The organism is Mycobacterium colombiense, from assembly GCF_001953985.1.
Classification (GTDB): Bacteria; Actinomycetota; Actinomycetes; order Mycobacteriales; family Mycobacteriaceae; genus Mycobacterium; species Mycobacterium colombiense_B.
The window spans coordinates 85,608-101,207 of the sequence record NZ_MBEI01000022.1; the positions used below are offsets into that span (position 1 = coordinate 85,608).

The 15,600-nt window shown below is 64.8% G+C and carries 13 protein-coding genes; 5 read left to right on the forward strand and 8 right to left on the reverse strand.

Going from position 1 to position 15,600, the window contains the following annotated elements; genetic code table 11:
• Positions 1–2,553: an excinuclease ABC subunit UvrA gene (locus A5732_RS04530; protein ID WP_076054055.1), complete on the reverse strand. Its 2,553-nt coding sequence runs from the start codon at positions 2,551–2,553 to the stop codon at positions 1–3.
• 99 nt (positions 2,554–2,652) lie between these two features.
• On the opposite strand from A5732_RS04530, the gene A5732_RS04535 reads away from it, so the two are divergent.
• Both A5732_RS04535 and A5732_RS04540 read left to right on the forward strand, forming a co-directional pair.
• Entirely contained in the window at positions 2,653–3,804 is a 1,152-nt protein-coding gene (locus A5732_RS04535; protein ID WP_170880070.1) for an alpha/beta fold hydrolase, read from the forward strand.
• A 25-nt stretch (positions 3,805–3,829) separates the two neighbouring features.
• The gene (locus A5732_RS04540; protein WP_076054060.1) at positions 3,830–5,014 is read left to right on the forward strand and encodes an ATP-grasp domain-containing protein; all 1,185 of its coding nucleotides are present in this window, start codon (positions 3,830–3,832) and stop codon (positions 5,012–5,014) included.
• Here the strand turns inward: A5732_RS04540 and A5732_RS04545 are convergent.
• The 5 genes from A5732_RS04545 to A5732_RS04565 form a co-directional block, all read right to left on the reverse strand.
• Positions 5,003–5,887: an alpha/beta fold hydrolase gene (locus A5732_RS04545; protein WP_076100986.1), complete on the reverse strand. Its 885-nt coding sequence runs from the start codon at positions 5,885–5,887 to the stop codon at positions 5,003–5,005. The two genes, A5732_RS04540 and A5732_RS04545, sit on opposite strands and share 12 nt — an antisense overlap.
• Positions 5,888–6,350: 463 nt before the next feature.
• Entirely contained in the window at positions 6,351–6,770 is a 420-nt protein-coding gene (locus tag A5732_RS04550; protein WP_076100989.1) for a hypothetical protein, read from the reverse strand.
• Positions 6,767–7,576 (reverse strand): SDR family oxidoreductase, encoded by an 810-nt coding sequence (locus tag A5732_RS04555; RefSeq protein ID WP_076054065.1) that lies wholly within the window; start codon positions 7,574–7,576, stop codon positions 6,767–6,769. The genes A5732_RS04550 and A5732_RS04555 overlap by 4 nt, the downstream gene beginning before the upstream one ends.
• A gap of 4 nt (positions 7,577–7,580) precedes the next feature.
• Positions 7,581–8,489, reverse strand: coding sequence for an RNA polymerase sigma-70 factor (locus A5732_RS04560; RefSeq protein WP_076054067.1), 909 nt, complete (start codon positions 8,487–8,489; stop codon positions 7,581–7,583).
• Between the two features lie 432 nt (positions 8,490–8,921).
• Positions 8,922–9,944 carry an ABC transporter substrate-binding protein gene (locus A5732_RS04565; RefSeq protein ID WP_171974956.1) on the reverse strand — a complete coding sequence of 341 codons (1,023 nt, stop codon included), beginning with the start codon at positions 9,942–9,944 and terminating at the stop codon, positions 8,922–8,924.
• A gap of 206 nt (positions 9,945–10,150) precedes the next feature.
• Here A5732_RS04565 and A5732_RS04570 point away from each other — a divergent pair, with 206 nt between their 5' ends.
• The gene (locus tag A5732_RS04570) at positions 10,151–10,411 is read left to right on the forward strand and encodes a DUF1918 domain-containing protein (protein ID WP_076054068.1); all 261 of its coding nucleotides are present in this window, start codon (positions 10,151–10,153) and stop codon (positions 10,409–10,411) included.
• Between the two features lie 96 nt (positions 10,412–10,507).
• On the opposite strand, the gene A5732_RS04575 is transcribed toward A5732_RS04570, so the two are convergent.
• Entirely contained in the window at positions 10,508–11,416 is a 909-nt protein-coding gene (locus A5732_RS04575) for an SPFH domain-containing protein (RefSeq protein WP_076054070.1), read from the reverse strand.
• Positions 11,417–11,690: 274 nt separating this feature from the next.
• On the opposite strand from A5732_RS04575, the gene A5732_RS04580 reads away from it, so the two are divergent.
• The gene (locus A5732_RS04580) at positions 11,691–13,238 is read left to right on the forward strand and encodes a molybdopterin-dependent oxidoreductase (protein WP_076100991.1); all 1,548 of its coding nucleotides are present in this window, start codon (positions 11,691–11,693) and stop codon (positions 13,236–13,238) included.
• A gap of 4 nt (positions 13,239–13,242) precedes the next feature.
• On the opposite strand, the gene A5732_RS27525 is transcribed toward A5732_RS04580, so the two are convergent.
• Positions 13,243–13,443 carry a hypothetical protein gene (locus A5732_RS27525; protein ID WP_076054073.1) on the reverse strand — a complete coding sequence of 67 codons (201 nt, stop codon included), beginning with the start codon at positions 13,441–13,443 and terminating at the stop codon, positions 13,243–13,245.
• Between the two features lie 849 nt (positions 13,444–14,292).
• Here A5732_RS27525 and cax point away from each other — a divergent pair.
• Positions 14,293–15,450, forward strand: coding sequence for a calcium/proton exchanger (cax, locus tag A5732_RS04595; RefSeq protein WP_081395984.1), 1,158 nt, complete (start codon positions 14,293–14,295; stop codon positions 15,448–15,450).
• Positions 15,451–15,600: the final 150 nt, after the last annotated feature.

The window sequence follows — 15,600 nt, forward strand, 5'->3', positions numbered from 1 at the left end:
TTAAGCCGGTAAGCACTCGGCTTGTGCCAGGCGCCTCGCCAGATACGGCGCCGTGCGGCTGTGCTTCGCACGTGCCACCTTCTTCGGCGGGCCCGCCGCAACGACCCGTCCGCCGTCGCTGCCGGCTCCCGGTCCCAGGTCGATCACCCAGTCCGCACCCGCGACCATCCGCATGTCGTGTTCGGCCACCACGACGGTATTGCCCGAGTCGACCAGACGGTGCAGTTGACGGTCGAGCAAATCCACATCGGCGGGGTGAAGCCCGGTGGTCGGCTCGTCGAGGACGTAGAGAGTATGCCCTCGCCGGGGTCTCTGCAGTTCGGCGGCGAGCTTGATCCGCTGCGCCTCGCCACCCGACAGCTCGGTCGCGGGCTGTCCGAGACGCAGATAGCCCAGTCCGACCTCTTGCAGAGTGGTCAGGCTCCGTGCCGCGCTTGCGACGTCGGCTAAAAACTCGGAGGCCTCATCGACGGTCATCGCGAGCACGTCGGCGATCGTACGGTCGCGATAGCGCACCTCGAGTGTCTCGTCGGAGTAACGCGCTCCCTGACACGCCGGACATGTGGCGTATGTGCCTGGCAAGAACAACAATTCGACCGAGACGAACCCCTCCCCCTGACAGGTGGGGCAGCGCCCTTCGGCCACGTTGAACGAGAACCTGCCCGCTGTCCAGCCGCGGCGACGCGCCTTCGGGGTCGTGGCGAATTCACGCCGCACGGCATCGAACAGGCCGGTGTAGGTCGCCAGCGTCGAGCGCGGCGTGCGTCCGATCGGGCGCTGGTCGACGGATACCAGTCGGTTGATCTCCTCGGTCCCCTCTGCCGTCACACCGACACTCGCGTCGTGATCGAGATCGACGATCCCACTGTCGGTTTCGTCGTCATCGGATTCCGCCGGCTCGGCCATCCGTCCGGTGCCGAGATGGCTGTGCACGACATCGCCGAGGACCTTGACGACGAGCGTCGACTTGCCGGAACCAGACACACCGGTGACCGCGGTGTACACCCCGAGTGGCAGGTCCACGTCGAGGTCTCTCAAATTGTGGAAGCAGATCCCGCGCAGCCGCAGCCAGCCGGCGTGCGTGCGCGGTTGGCGAGGCGGCGGGCCGTCCTCCTCGAAAAGGTATTTGCGAGTGACCGAGCCCTCGATGTCGGCGAGACCCGGCACCGGTCCGCTGTAGAGCACGCCCCCACCGAGCTCTCCGGCCCCTGGTCCCACGTCGACGATCCAGTCGGCACGGCGTACCACGTCCATGTCGTGCTCGACCACGAATAGCGAATTGCCCGCGCGCCGCAGGCGATCGAGCACCTCGAGTAGCGGTTCGGCGTCGGCAGGGTGCAGTCCGGCCGACGGCTCGTCTAACACATAGAGCACGCCGAACAAGCCGGCCCGCAGTTGAGTAGCCAGCCGCAACCGCTGCAATTCGCCGGGTGACACCGTCGGAGTGCGGCGACTGAGCGTGAGATAACCGAGGCCGAGATCGATGAGTACCTGCAGGCGTGCGACGAGGTCGGCGGCGATCATCGTCGCCACTTCCGTCAGCTCACCGGATTTCGTGGACTCGTACGCGGCAGCGGCATCGGTCCGAGAAGCCGTCGGGCGCAACGCCTCAGCAAGGTCGGCCAACGGCATCGCCGTGTAGTCGGCGATGGTGCGCCCGGCGAACGTCACCTTCAGCGCCTCCGGTCGCAGCCCGGAGCCGTCGCATACCGGGCACTCGACGCTGTCGACGAATTGCAGTACGCGGCGACGCATCATCGCGCTATGGGAGTTGGCCAACGTGTGCCGGACGTGACGTTCGGCGCTGGAGAACGTGCCGTTGTAGTAATAGTCGGCCTGCACCGGGTGCTGGCTCGGATCGATTTCGACCGTCGGTTGCTCATCGGTGAACAGGATCCAATTGCGTTGCCGCTTAGGGAGTTTGTGCCATGGCTTGTCGATGTCGTACCCGAGCGTGACGAGGATGTCGCGGAGGTTTTGGCCCTGCCACGCTCCCGGCCATGCGGCCACCGCGCCTTCGCGGATGGTCAGCGACGGGTCGGGTACCAGCGTTTCTTCGGTCACCCGGTGGATTCGTCCCAACCCGTGGCATTCGGGGCACGCCCCCACCGCGGTGTTCGGCGAGAACGCATCGGAGTCCAGTCGTTCCGTGGCCCCGCGCGGGTAGGTGCCGGCGCGGGAGAACAGCATCCTCAGCAGGTTCGACAGGGTGGTGACGGTGCCGACCGTCGACCGCGACGTCGCCGAACCCCGGCGCTGCTGCAGTGCGACGGCAGGCGGTAGCCCGGTGATGTCATCCACCTTCGGTGCGCCGGTTGGCAATAGCAGTCGACGGGCGTACGGAGCGACTGATTCGAAGTAGCGGCGCTGGGCCTCGGCATAGATGGTCCCGAAGGCCAGCGACGATTTGCCGGATCCGGAGATTCCGGTGAACGCGACCAGCGCGTCGCGCGGCGCTACGACGTCGACACCCCGCAGGTTGTGGACCCGCGTCCCGTAAACACGCACGCAAGGGTCGATTTCGTCCGTGCTTCGATTGGACATTTGCGTCATCTTGCACAGCCGGATACCCCCAGTTGGGGCCGCACAAGCGCGACGCTTGCCGCTCGACACCGTTTTAAGGCCCGGCCGGCTGGGAATTCCGCCGAGGCCATGACGGAGACATCACCAAGCCGCATCCGCCTGAGCCATCACGTCGTGGAACTCGATGACGGGCGCCGGATTGGACTTTCAGTCGGCGGCCGCGGAGTGCCGTTGTTGTTCATGCACGGGCTCCTGCTCAGTCGTAGGGCATACCTCCGGATGCTCAGCCGGATCGCCGGGATGGGATTTCTGGTCGTCGCGGTCGATGCCGCCGGTCACGGCGACACCGGGCGACTGCCCGGCGACGCGTGCGCCTTCACCGATCGCGCCAATTCGGTGTTGCGCACGCTGGACGCCCTCGGCATCGGGCAAGCGTTGTTCGTGGGCCATTCGATGGGCGGCCGAATGACCATCCAGCTGGCCGCACGCGCGCCCGAGCGGGTACTCGCCGCCGTGCTGTTCGACCCGGCGGCCGGCGCGCAATTCGACACGACCATCCCAAAACTGGTGAGGTCGCCAACCAAGGCGTTGGGCGCGGCCTACACCGCGTTCCGCGACACACTGGGCGACCCCACGCAGCTCTCACCGAGCGAGCAGCTCGGATACTTCCGCGTGCTGGCCGCGGTGGCGGTGCCCAACCTGCGTTATCCCCTCGTGGCCGTGCGAACGATCAAGGCCATCATCGAGTCCGGTGATTACACGCCGATGCTGCACACCATGCGCGACGAGGGGATGCCCACGATGGTGGTGCACGCCGAAAAGGACATGATCGTGCCGTTCCAACACGCGCGCGACATCGCCGACGAGTCCGACGCCACGCTGTACAAGGTGCCGGACGCGTATCACTCGTGGATGATCGCCAATCCCCGGCAGGGCGCCGACGCGTTTCGTCAACTGCTCGACGGTGAACTGGGCGAGGTGCTTCGCAACGCCGCCGACGCGATGGGCATCGCCGACCTCGATGACCACGAGGCGTGGGAGCGCGAATTGCTGGACCCCGACGCTCTGGTGTTGCAGTTCATCCACGGCCGCGACCGAATCGAAATCGGGCCCGAGGAGCTCGACCATGTCGACCTCGAGCTGGTCCGCAGTCCGGAGCGTTCGCAGGAACGGATGTCGTGGGCTCGACGAACGTATCGCCGGTGGGCGGCCAAGCACCTGCATGAGGCGCGATCGTCGATCCGGAAGAAGACCCGGATCGAGCCGGAGCACGGCGAATAGGGCTCGGGGTTCAATGGGAGGTCCGATGTCCGGATTTGGTCGAAAGACCGTGCTGATCACCTTCGGTCGGTCATATCTGTCACTCCACCTGGCCCGCCTGATGGGCGCCGCGGGACACGACGTGCTGATCACAGACTCGGTGCGGTTTCCGGTGTCCAGGTTCTCATCGGTGGTCAAAAAGACGTTCCGTGCACCGCGGCCGAGGTATGAGCCGGTTGAGTGGGCGCAGGCGCTCGCGGACATCGTCCGCGAGGAGGGCGTCGACATGGTCGTGACGGTCCACGAGGGGACCGAGATCTTGGCAAACACGATCAAGCGACATCCCGATCTCTTCCCGGACCGCCAGAAGTTGTTCTTATCCAGTTTCGATCTCGAGGCCCGGCTGGAAAACAAGTACGAGTTCCAGGCCGCGCTCAAGACGCTGGGCATGCCCACGCTCGACTTCGCGCTCGTCCGCAGCCAGGAGGAGCTCGAAGCGTTGGACTTCGACCAGCCCTTCGCCCTCAAGCGCGTCTACTCGCGGGGGTCGCAGGAAGTCCAAAAGGTGCGTCCGGGTGAACTGCCGCGCGGCCTGAGTTTCGAAGAGGAGAATCCGTGGATTGCCCAGGAATGGGCCGACGGCACGAGCTATTGCTCGTATTCCGTCTGCCACGAGGGTCAGGTGAAAGCACACGCACTTTACCCGGTGCGTTACGCGATCGACGGCACGTCGTGCCTGTTCTTCGAGTCCGTCCAGCACGAGGCTATCGCTGAATGGACGCGCGAGTGCGTCAAGGCGTTCAATTTCACCGGGCAGATGGGGCTGGACTTCATCGAAGTGCCCGGCCGAGGGCTCTTCACGGTTGAATGCAATCCGCGTGCAACCAGCGGAATCCTGTTGTTCGATCCGGAAACGCGGGTCGACAGGGCATTTTTCGGCGTGAACGACGAGCTCATCACGCCCCAGCCCGGTGTGAGCAAGATGCTGGGTCCGGGGATGCTGATGTACGGGTGGCGCAAATCGTCGTTGCAGGACAACACCTTCCGCGGATTTCTGCGAGATTACCGCCGTACCGACGACGCCGTCTTCACCCGCAGCGATCTCAGGCCCACCCTGGCGCTGCCACTCGTCGCGGCAACCATTTTCACCGAGGCGGCTCGTTATCGGGTGAATATCCCGGACGCGTTCATGCACGACCACGACTGGGACGGCGGTGACCTACCGCTGTGAATCGCGGTGCGCGCGGCAGAAATTGGTGATCCGGGCGACGCTGTCGCCGGGTGCGGTGAAGATGCCGCCGTGTCCGGCGCCGTCGATTCGTACGAACTCCGCGCCGGGGATAAGCCGAGCCGACGCCTCGCAGAGGGCCGGCGGAAAGAACAGGTCGTGTTCGAAAGCCAGGACGAGCGTAGGCACGTCGATCTCGCCGAGATGCTCCGGCGTCGGTTCGCCGGACGTGATCCACTGCTGGGAAGCCGTCAGCTGGCCCTTGAAACCCTCCTGTCCTGCCCAACCGCTCTCATAGCCGGCCGACAGCGCCTGCTGCCAGCCCCGCACGGTCTCCGGATCTTGCAGCATCGGCAGGTGGAGGGTGGTCAACAACTGCTCGAACACCAATACCTCGCGCGGCAATTCACCGTAGCGTTCGATCAGACCGAGTTCCATCTCGCCAACCATCGCACCCACCGGCGACGGCTGCAGCCCGGCGAACAGAACGAGCGCCCGCACGAGCTCGGGCCGGCTACGCAGTAGCGTCTGCGCGATATAGCAGCCCATCGAGTAGCCGACGACGATGGCCTGGTCGACCTGGAAATGGTCGAGGATGGCCGCGGCATCGGCGGCGAGGTCTGCCACCGAGTACGGCGCGGCCGGTGCGGAGGATGGCGACATGCCGCGCGCGTTGTATGCGATGACCTGGAAACCGGCGTCGACGAGGGACTGGGGAAGTCCGCAGATGTTCCACGTGATGCTCGGCATGCCGAGGCCGCCGACCAAAAGCACGGTCGGGCCCTCGCCCGACTGCTGCACCGAGATCTCGACGCCTGGTTCTGCGATGACAAACTCGAAGCCGTCATTCGGCGGTGCGCCCGTTGCGTCAGTCATTAGTTCAACTGTAATAACGGCGCTGCGAACGTAGCTCCGGCTTCCAAAGGCCGGCACGCTGTTGCGCAGGGGGTCGCATCAACCGGGCCGGGCCCGCTGCGAACCGTGCTCACTTCAGAAGGGACAGGTCTCCCTCATCGACCGACGTCATTGGCCACTGTGGTGGGGCGGGCGGGGCTCGAACCTGGGACCAAGGGATTATGAGTCCATAGCAGGCGATATCCTCGACCAGGAGAAACGGCTCGCGGCGACCTCTAATCGTCTGCGAGACAGGGATTTCGGGCGTCGGCGGTACGCCTTCGGTACGGGCTCGATTCGCCCTGGAATCGCCCCTGGACGCCGCGTTGACGCAGCGATGAGATTTGCGCTTGGGTGTTAGCTGGCGACACGCCGCCGATCCGCGCCGCGCCCTACGTAGCCCAACCATTTCGACACCCGCACAAAATGAACCCCCTGCCGGGAGCTAAAAAGCGATGGCGGCTCGCCTGGGCCGCCACGCCGCGAGGATAAGCAGGCCAGCCGGCAGCAGCACGGCAACCGTGAGCACAATCGTTTGCCAGACTGCGGCCGCCGTTGTGAAGTGCTCCAGGTGGGTGAGATGAAAGATCAGGTGCGGGATGGCGAACAGCAGGTACGCGCCCAGCGCAACCCGCACCATGCGGGGCTCCATCGTGATTGCGGCGACAATGAATACGAGCGCAAGCGAGAGATTCATGGCGCCGTAGTCGCGCATGAGGTGTTCGGAGTACGGCGGGATGAGATCCACCCAGGGCACGTAGTCGTAGAACGCCCGCGGGGCCAGTGTCGCGACGAGTCCGACCACGATCTCCACGAATGTCAGAAACCACACCCCGGCGCGAAGCGCGGTCTGCCGTGCGTTCACCGCGCATCCATGCGTCGACGGTGCGGCAGGTAGGTGCGGATGATGCCGCGGTAGGGCAGGTGGCCCGCGGCGACTTGTTCGCCGAGGTATTGCTCGAAGGTGATCGTGCCGGCGGCGTGCTCCGGGGCCAGCAGCCCGCCGGCGCGTATCCCGCCGAATACCTTGCCGGGCAATCGGATCGGGACGATAGGCCGACGCTTACCGACGATCGCCAGGTAGCTGCGGGCAAGATCGTCGAGCCCGCGCGCCTGCGGGCCGCCGAAATCGGGCGCCCGCCCGATCGGCTCGCCCAGCGCCAATTGGGCCAACCGCGCGCCCACGTCGCGCACGTCGACCGGTTGGAACCGCAGCCCCGCCGGCAGCGCCATGACCGGTGGTTTCGCGAGCATGCGCAATAGGAAGGCGATGAGATCGTGAAACTGGGTCGCCCGCAGCACGGTCCATGGCAGGCCCGACTCGGCGATCGTGCGTTCGTTGGCGAGCATCAAGCGGTAGAGGGCGAACGGGACTCGGTCGATTCCGACGATGGAGACGTACACCAGATGTGGTGAGCCCGCCCGTTTCGCGGCTGTGACCAGGTGCTCGGTGGGATAGATGCAGTGCACGACCGTGTCGACGCCGTCCAGCGCCGCGTCGAGCCCATCACCGGTTCGCACGTCCCCCACGACATGCCGAATAGTGGAGGACTGCCGGGGCCGCCGCCCGCGGCTGAGAACGCGGACATCTTTGCCCTCGGCCGCAAGATGGTCGACAACGATGCGGCCCACGGTTCCGGTGCCGCCGGTTACGAGTACTTGATTCGCCATACTCTTACGAACCGGGCAGGTCCGCCGGATGTGACAACTGCCCGGCAAGGAACCGCAGTTTGTCGGGATTGGCCAGGATCCGTAGGGCCGCGATCCGCTCACCGGTGATCTCGAAACACAAGACCCCCGCCAGCGTGTCGCCGTCGAATGCCAGCATCGCGGGCTCGCCGTTGACCTCGGCGACATCCAGACGCAGCCGTACCTGCGCCAGGTTTCTGGTGAACACCCGCGCCACGTACTGGGCCATCCGGTCGCGGCCCGAGACCACGCGCCGGGCCGCCGCCACCTTGCCGCCGCCGTCCGCCGTGGACGTCACATCGGCGGTCAAGATTTCGACGAGTCCGGCGACGTCGCCGGCGGTGGCGGCGGTGAAGAACCGATCGACCAGCGACTGCCACTGCGTCCGATCAGGTTGAAAACGCCGCCGAGGTTCACCAAGGCGTTGCCTCGCGCGCCGGTACAGCTGCCGGGCGTTGGCCTCCGACATCTCGAGGATCTCGGCGATCTCTGAATGGCTGTAGGCGAACGCCTCTCTGAGCACGAACACCGCCCGCTCGTTGGGCTTGAGTTGCTCCATCAAGCTCAGCAGCACGATGGACACCGACTCGCGTTGCTCGGCAATTTCCTGGGGGCCGAGTGTCCGGTCGTCGGTGAGGACTGGCTCCGGAAGCCACGGTCCGGGGTAGACCTCCCTGCGAGCGCGGGCCGACGTGAGCCGGTTGAGGCACAGGTTCGTGACGGCCTTGGTTAGCCACGCCGGCAGCGATTCGATGAGCGCCGAGTCCGCGCCGTGTAGTCGCAGGTATGCGTCCTGCACGGCGTCTTCGGCTTCGCTCGCCGACCCCAGCAGTCGGTAGGCCAACCAGAACAGGCGCGGCCGCTGAGCCTCGAAGTCCTCCACGAGGTCGGTCACACTCCCCAGACTGCCACGGCTCGAATGTCGCCGGATGGCTGCGACCACACAGCGGGTGCAGCCTCAAAAGTTGATATCGCATGTGCTATCGCTTTGGAGATTCGCTTGGCAAGGCAGACGGGCCGTCAGCCGAGCGCCATTGCGGCGTAAAGCGTCGGGCGGGGCTCGCACCCGCGACCGACGGATTATGAGTCCCTATCCAGCGCCGCGCCGACCAGGCGAAACCGCTGGCCGCGATGGCTTAAATCGCCTGTAACACAGTGAAATTGACTATTGCCGTACGTCTTCGGTACGGGGCTCAGTACCGGCCAGATTCGTTCCTGGACGCCGCGTTGCCGCCGCGACGGGACGAGCTGACAGGTGTAGCTGGTTAGCTAGGGACGGACCGCCCCCAACACGCCGACCCATGCGGAGGTGATGTGGCATTGACGCTCACTTCCGACGAGGCGGCCGATCGACCAGCACCCGCTCTCCGTCTCGCCACTGAACGACGCGAATCTGATGGCCGGTTTGCACGCCGGTGACCGGGTCGACACGAAATCGACCGAACAAGGTGGTGGTGTCTAGTCGTTGTGATGCGGCCATCACCGGAGAGGATTCAATAGTGTCGGCTTCCTTCACGCAGCGCTGCCAAATGACACCTGCGGCGAAGGCCGCAGCAGCCGGATAGGGCGGCTCAGTGCCGTTCGCGTCCCGGTAACAGTGGCTGAACCACTCGCTGTTGGGTCCGTCCGCGGGATCATCTGTCCCGTCGTTCAACCACTGGCACGGTCCGTAAAGCCCCTCCACGCGATCACCGATAGCATGGCGGAGCTCATCGACCCCTGCGGCAACCAATCCAACTGCGCGCCAACGGTGTTCGCTGGCCCACTGCGCGATCGCGACGTCGTCGTCGAAGGAACCGGCCGATAACAGCACATCGCCCGCCGGGACCCGCGCCAGCATATCTCTGGCCCGGCCTGGCCGAAAAGTGACCGACCGCCACAGGAGACCCAGTCTCCGGGCCACTACCGCCGCCTCATCGGCCACCTCGCGACCAAACCCCGTGTCGACGTGCACTATTACCACCTCTGACCCCTCCCCGAGACCGTCGGCGACAAGTGCTTCGAGCACTGCGGCGAGATAGCGGTAAGCGGGAGACTCCACGTTGACGACACGCGGATACGCCGGCCGCGCCAGCCGGGCGGTCGCGCCACCGTGGTTCCAGACGACCCCTGTGCTGGCGGCCGCGGCCGCGAGCGCGGGCCCTGAACCGTAGGGCCCGAACACCACGTTGGGCCGGCTAGCCTCGGCGGCCCGTATCGCGGACGCCGCGGAGGGGTAAGCGTCGATGACCTCCAGACTTACTTCGCAACTGTCAGCCCAGAAAGCAACGGCGCGAGCCCCTGCAATCCCGAATCTAGCCAGCGGGCCCGACAGTGGGGTAACCAGGACGGCCCGCGCTGCCACGCTCACAATTTAAACAGTGTGGCGAAACCGAGCGCGAGCCTCGCGCGGCCGCCGCGTCGGAATTCAGCCACGGACGTGGCGGTACGCGCCGACCTACAAGCGCGGACTTCGTCGCCGGAAAGCTGTAGTAGTTACTCAGGCTTCCGTTAAGTGACGAACGCGCGCACGATGGAGGGGTCCGCAGTCTCACCAGGACGAGAAGGGGGCGGGCGATGAAGGCTAATGTCGGCGACTACCTCGTGGTAAAGGGCACAACCACGGAACGGCATGATCAACATGCTGAGATCATCGAGGTTCGCTCGCAAGACGGCTCGCCGCCATACGTGGTGCGTTGGCTGGTGACTGGGCAGGAGGCGACCGTGTACCCCGGGTCTGACGCGGTGGTCGTCACCGCCGCCGAGCATACGGAGGCCGCACGACGCACTGCCGCGCGGGCCCGCCACGCCGCCACAACCCACACACCGGTTCCGTGAGATTTGCTGGGCCAAGAGTAATTCGACGAGAGTCAGGTGTGTCGGCCAACATGGCCGGCTCACCCCGGGTTCGGCCGTTTCGAACGGCTACCCGTTTCAGTCGGAATGCCGACCCGCGATGCGTGTGTCGACTTCCAAACCGCTGGCGTCTTCGGGGATCTGTGGCTTGTCCAGCTTCGACATCTCGGTCTTCGAAGCCGCCGCTCCGGTGGAGGGCATAGCGGCTTCGTCGTCCCGACCCCCGGATGCTTGTGGTGTTGCTCGTTCCAAAAACCGGAGCAGTTCGACGGGGAAGGGAAGCACCAGGGTCGAGTTCTTCTCCGCGGCGACCTCGACCACGGTTTCCAAGAGCCGCAACTGAAGCGCAGCCGGGTGCACGGCCATCGTCTCGGCCGCTTGGGCCAGTTTTTCAGACGCCTGTAGTTCACCGTCAGCGGTGATAACCCGAGCGCGCCGCTCACGCTCCGCCTCGGCTTGGCGCGCGATCGACCGCTTCATCGAATCCGGCAGTACGACATCCTTGATTTCCACGCGGTCGATGTGAATACCCCAGCCCACCGCGGGGCTGTCGATCATCAACTCCAGGCCCTGATTGAGACCCTCGCGGTTGCAGAGTAGGTCGTCCAGGTCGCTTTTGCCGATGATTGAACGCAGTGATGTCTGCGCGACCTGGCCAATGGCGGACACATAGTCCTGTACGTCGACAACCACACGCACCGGATCCGCAACCTTGAAATAGATGACAGCATCCACACGCACGGTCACGTTGTCGCGCGTGATGCCATCCTGGGCGGGCACCGGCATCGTAATGATCTGCATGTTCACCTTCTTGAGGCGATCGGCGATTGGAATCAGCATCGTGAGCCCCGGTCCACGGACCGCGGTTTGCGCACGTCCGAAACGAAAGACGACGCCTTGTTCGAATTGCTTGACGACCCGAACGTTTGTGCCCAGCCAGAGCACACCAAGGCCGAACGCTGCGGCCAATGCGTAAAGGATGATCATTATGTCCACTTCCACCCGGCCAAGACCTGTCAGTGCTTCTCGGCGAGTACGGGCGACTTACAGCCGACGAAACGTCGAGATCCCTCCAGTATGGGCCGATCACTGCAGACGTGCTGGGGCCTCGAATCGAGGTCACGGCTGTGGCCCCCAGTGCAGGGTCAGGCTAGATCGCCCGTACCGTGCCCCGGTCGTCGGGCAGCATGCCGATGTCGCCGGTTCGCCTGCACGGCAAGATGTTTGCGGTTGCTGAGGCGAACACGAGTACAGTAGTTCGATGGTCGTCGCCCCGTCCAATGAGCGGATGATCGCTGGGGTCGCCGCCGCTACCGTCTCGCTCGGAATAGCCCAGCTGGTGGGCGTCCCGTTCGGTGCGCGGGCCGATGCGCGTGCTGCGATCGGCTCAGTGGCCGTCGACCTGACACCGGGTCCCATCAAAGAGTGGGCCATTCAGACCCTGGGCTCTCTGGACAAACTCTTCGTGGCCGTCGCCGTGCTCGTGGTGATCGCTACGATCGCTGCAATCGCCGGGACCCTCGAGACTCAGCGTCGCCCGCTCGGTAGCGCCATGGTCGGCGGGGCCGGCGTCCTGGGATGCATTGCCGTGCTGTCGCGGCAGGGTGCGACAGCACTCGACACCATCCCCACCGTCGCGGGCGCCGCCTGCGGCGTGGCGACCCTTCGCGTGCTCACCCGTCGGTTTTGGCCCGCCCTGGGAGACCCGGGAGACAGAGCCGACCACGACGAACCGGATGCCGGCCGGCGCAAGTTGATCATGTTGGGATTGCTCGGATTCGGAGTAGCGAGTGGCGTGGCGGGTGCGGTCATTACGCGGTTGGTGCATTCGGTGGCCGCTGACCGCAACAGCTTCACACTTCCCCGACCGCGCATATCGGCGCCACCAATACCTACTGATGTGCAACCGAACGCCGTTGCGCTACCGAGCTTTGTCACCGCCGGCGCCGACTTTTACCGAGTGGACACCGCACTCAGTGTTCCCCAACTCAGCCACGGCGACTGGCGGCTGCGCATCCACGGCATGGTGGACCATGAAGCCACCTACAGCTTCGAAGACCTCGCCCGTTTCGACGTCGTCGAAACGGTGACGACGCTAACCTGTGTGTCGAATCCCGTTGGAGGCCCACTGATTTCGACGGGTGTCTGGACGGGCTACCGGGTAGCTGATCTGTTGGCGGCGGCCGGCGTGCACGCGGATGCCGATATGGTGCTCTCGACTTCGATCGACGGGTTCACCGCCGGCACGCCGGTGCAGGCGCTCACCGATGGCCGCGACGCGCTCCTGGCCGTCGGCCTGAACGGTCAGCCGCTGCCGATCGAGCACGGTTACCCGGCCCGGCTGGTAGTACCCGGGCTCTACGGGTACGTGTCGGCGACCAAGTGGGTCGTCGAGATGGAGCTGACCCGCTTCGACAGAGCAGAGGCGTACTGGACGCGGCAGGGCTGGGCACCGCGTGCACCCATCAAGACGGAGTCGCGGATCGACGTGCCGAAAGGTGGCCAGAAGGTGCCGATGGGACCCGTGGTGTTTGGCGGTGTCGCGTGGGCACAGAATCGTGGGGTGCGGGCTGTGGAGGTCCTCATCGACGACGGCGGGTGGCAGCCCGCGCAACAGGGCGCGAGTTATTCCAACGACACGTGGCGATTGTGGAGCTTCCCCTGGCAGGCGAAAAACCCTGGGAGACACACCATCACCGTGCGCGCCACCGACAACACCGGAGGCACCCAAACGGCAGATCAGGTTGGTACCGTCCCCGACGGCGCCACCGGCTGGCACACGGTGGACTTCACGGTGGTGGAGACATGAAGCGCTATTTTGACGAGAATCTCCGCCAACTGAATAGCGCAATCACGATGCCAATCAGCACCGTGATCGGACCGATGATGGACCAGGTCGTGGTATTGCTCATCGGGCTCCCACCAAGCACTCCAAATCCCTGGAGCGCCCAGATCAGACCGAACAGCGCGACAATCAACCCAACCGCGAATGTAACGACGAAAGCCCTTCGCATATAGGGATCCTACGCGGCGGAGAGAGGATGCCGCGCCCTTGACCCAACAGACCGCGCAGGCCATGGCTGGTTTCAGGGATTTCCCAGGGGTCGGTTGGATCGCCTGTACTGACCCGCCAAGCAACGGTGGCACGTTGATTGACGTTGCCCCCTTGCCCCGCTGCTGGCTTCGTAGGAACTGACCTGTCCGCGGGCCGGGTCGTTAATACTGGTGCCCGGCATCTGCATGAACGTTCACGTAACCGGCGGATGAGGTACGACGTCCCCAACCACGCAGTGCCACTGCATCTTCCATCAAGCGAAATCCTGCGCAATCATGCCATTCGGTGATCAACGCGCGGGTAGTTTAGCGATGACTTCAGTGGTCAGCGCCAGATAGTGCTGTGCCCCAGTCACTTCTATCGCGCTCGCCAATCCCCGCCTCCTGAGTAAGGCTGAGGCCGCAACGCTCGTTACAGGGCCATCGGGGGTGTTCTACCGCCTGTTTCCGTACAACGAAGCGGCGAGGGTGTTGACCAAATTGGGCAGTAGAACGAAGAAGTTGAGCCAATGGGGTCGCCCAGAGCCGTCCGTCGATTGTCGATGTCACGAATCATCGCTCTCGGCGATGCGCTGCTGCACGGCGACATCAATGCTTTCTTGCGGTGCGTCTCTGGGTCCGCTAGCCCATAACCCAGGGGTTGATGGCACCTATCAGCATGAGCGTGACGGCGCAGATCAGGATTACGGCTGCATCCCGCCATTACCCGGACTCGGCAGTAAGTCGAGGTCGCCGCAGCGGGACAAGCGTGTTTCCCGCGCGAACCGTTCGGTTGTGGAAAACTTCAGCGCGATCAGAGGGAGAGGCGCGTGACGAGCACCCATACCGAACGGCTCCCGCTGCTGACCCGGCGCGACCGCATCATGATCACCATCACCGTGATCGCGTCCGTGGCAGCAGGGGTTCTCAACTTCACCCACGCGAATGCAGTGCTGTCGTTCACCATCTCCGCACTCGCGTTGGCCACACTGGCATCTCTGGTCGGCCGTTCGGTGGAGGCGCTCGGAGCTCGGCTCGGGCCCAACGCCACTGGGATACTGCAGACGGCGCTGGGAAACCTGCCCGAGTTGTTCGTCATCCTGTTCGCGCTCAAGGCAGGCCTTTACGGCGTGGTGAAGGCCACCATCGTCGGCTCGATTCTTTCGAACGCCCTGCTGGTGCTCGGGCTCGCATTCGTGGCCGGCGGGATCAAGCACGGCCGCCAGCGCTTCGCCGCCGACGACGGACGCACCCTCGGACTGATGTTCACCCTCGCGGTGTTCATCCTGGCCGTCCCCTCGCTCACCGCTGCAATACACACCCCGGCGCAACAGCACGAACGGGCGCTGTCGGTCGTCGTCTCCATCGTCATGCTCGCGCTGTTCGCACTCTCGCTGCCCGCCACGCTCGGAAACCGGGCCCCCGACTCGGCGCTGCAAGCTAGTCATAAACCCTCCAGAGCGGCCTCTCCCATTGTGGCCAGCCCCGATTCGGCCGAAGCCGCCAGTGCCGCGACAGCGCACGGCGAGTGGCCGCTGGCGATGGCCATCGGCATGCTGGCCGGCGCCGGTATCGGTGCGGCCTTCGTGTCGGAATGGTTCGTCGCCGCCCTCGAGCCGGCGATGCATGCAGCGGGCATCAACGAGGTTTTCGCCGGTCTGGTGATCGTGGCCGTCGCTGGCAACGCGGTGGAGAACTTCGTCGGCATTCAGCTGGCTGTCAAGAACCAGATGGACTACGCGGTTCAGGTGGTCCTCCAGTCGCCCGTCCAGATCGCGCTCACCATCGCCCCGATCGTCTGCCTGGCGGCGGGATGGCTCGGCCAGCCCGGTTTCGATCTGGTGTTCTCGCCGCTGCTGTTGGCGTCGATGATTATGTCGGCGCTGGTCGCGGTGCTGGTGACCTTCGACGGCGAGTCGACCTGGTTCGAGGGAGCAGTGCTCATCGCGCTCTATGTGGCGATCGCCACGTCGTTCTGGTGGGGATGAGCGGCCCCAACGGTGGTCGGCCCTCCAATCACCCGAAGGCGAAACGACAAACATCACCCGAAGTCATACATTTCCCCTGTTCAGAGTCGGTTGATGGTTTACGTTTCTGTTTCGGTTGATCCTTGACACTCGGTGTTGTGGTTTAGGTCG

Excerpts from the sequence above, each read along its gene's own strand:
- A5732_RS04575 (WP_076054070.1), bottom strand. The coding sequence starts at position 11,416 with ATGATCATCCTTTACGCATTGGCCGCAGCGTTCGGCCTTGGTGTGCTC.
- A5732_RS04580 (WP_076100991.1), top strand. The coding sequence starts at position 11,691 with ATGGTCGTCGCCCCGTCCAATGAGCGGATGATCGCTGGGGTCGCCGCC.
- A5732_RS04540 (WP_076054060.1), top strand. The coding sequence starts at position 3,830 with ATGTCCGGATTTGGTCGAAAGACCGTGCTGATCACCTTCGGTCGGTCA.
- A5732_RS04545 (WP_076100986.1), bottom strand. The coding sequence starts at position 5,887 with ATGACTGACGCAACGGGCGCACCGCCGAATGACGGCTTCGAGTTTGTC.
- A5732_RS04555 (WP_076054065.1), bottom strand. The coding sequence starts at position 7,576 with ATGGCGAATCAAGTACTCGTAACCGGCGGCACCGGAACCGTGGGCCGC.
- A5732_RS04535 (WP_170880070.1), top strand. The coding sequence starts at position 2,653 with ATGACGGAGACATCACCAAGCCGCATCCGCCTGAGCCATCACGTCGTG.
- A5732_RS04570 (WP_076054068.1), top strand. The coding sequence starts at position 10,151 with ATGAAGGCTAATGTCGGCGACTACCTCGTGGTAAAGGGCACAACCACG.
- A5732_RS04530 (WP_076054055.1), bottom strand. The coding sequence starts at position 2,553 with ATGACGCAAATGTCCAATCGAAGCACGGACGAAATCGACCCTTGCGTG.
- A5732_RS27525 (WP_076054073.1), bottom strand. The coding sequence starts at position 13,443 with ATGCGAAGGGCTTTCGTCGTTACATTCGCGGTTGGGTTGATTGTCGCG.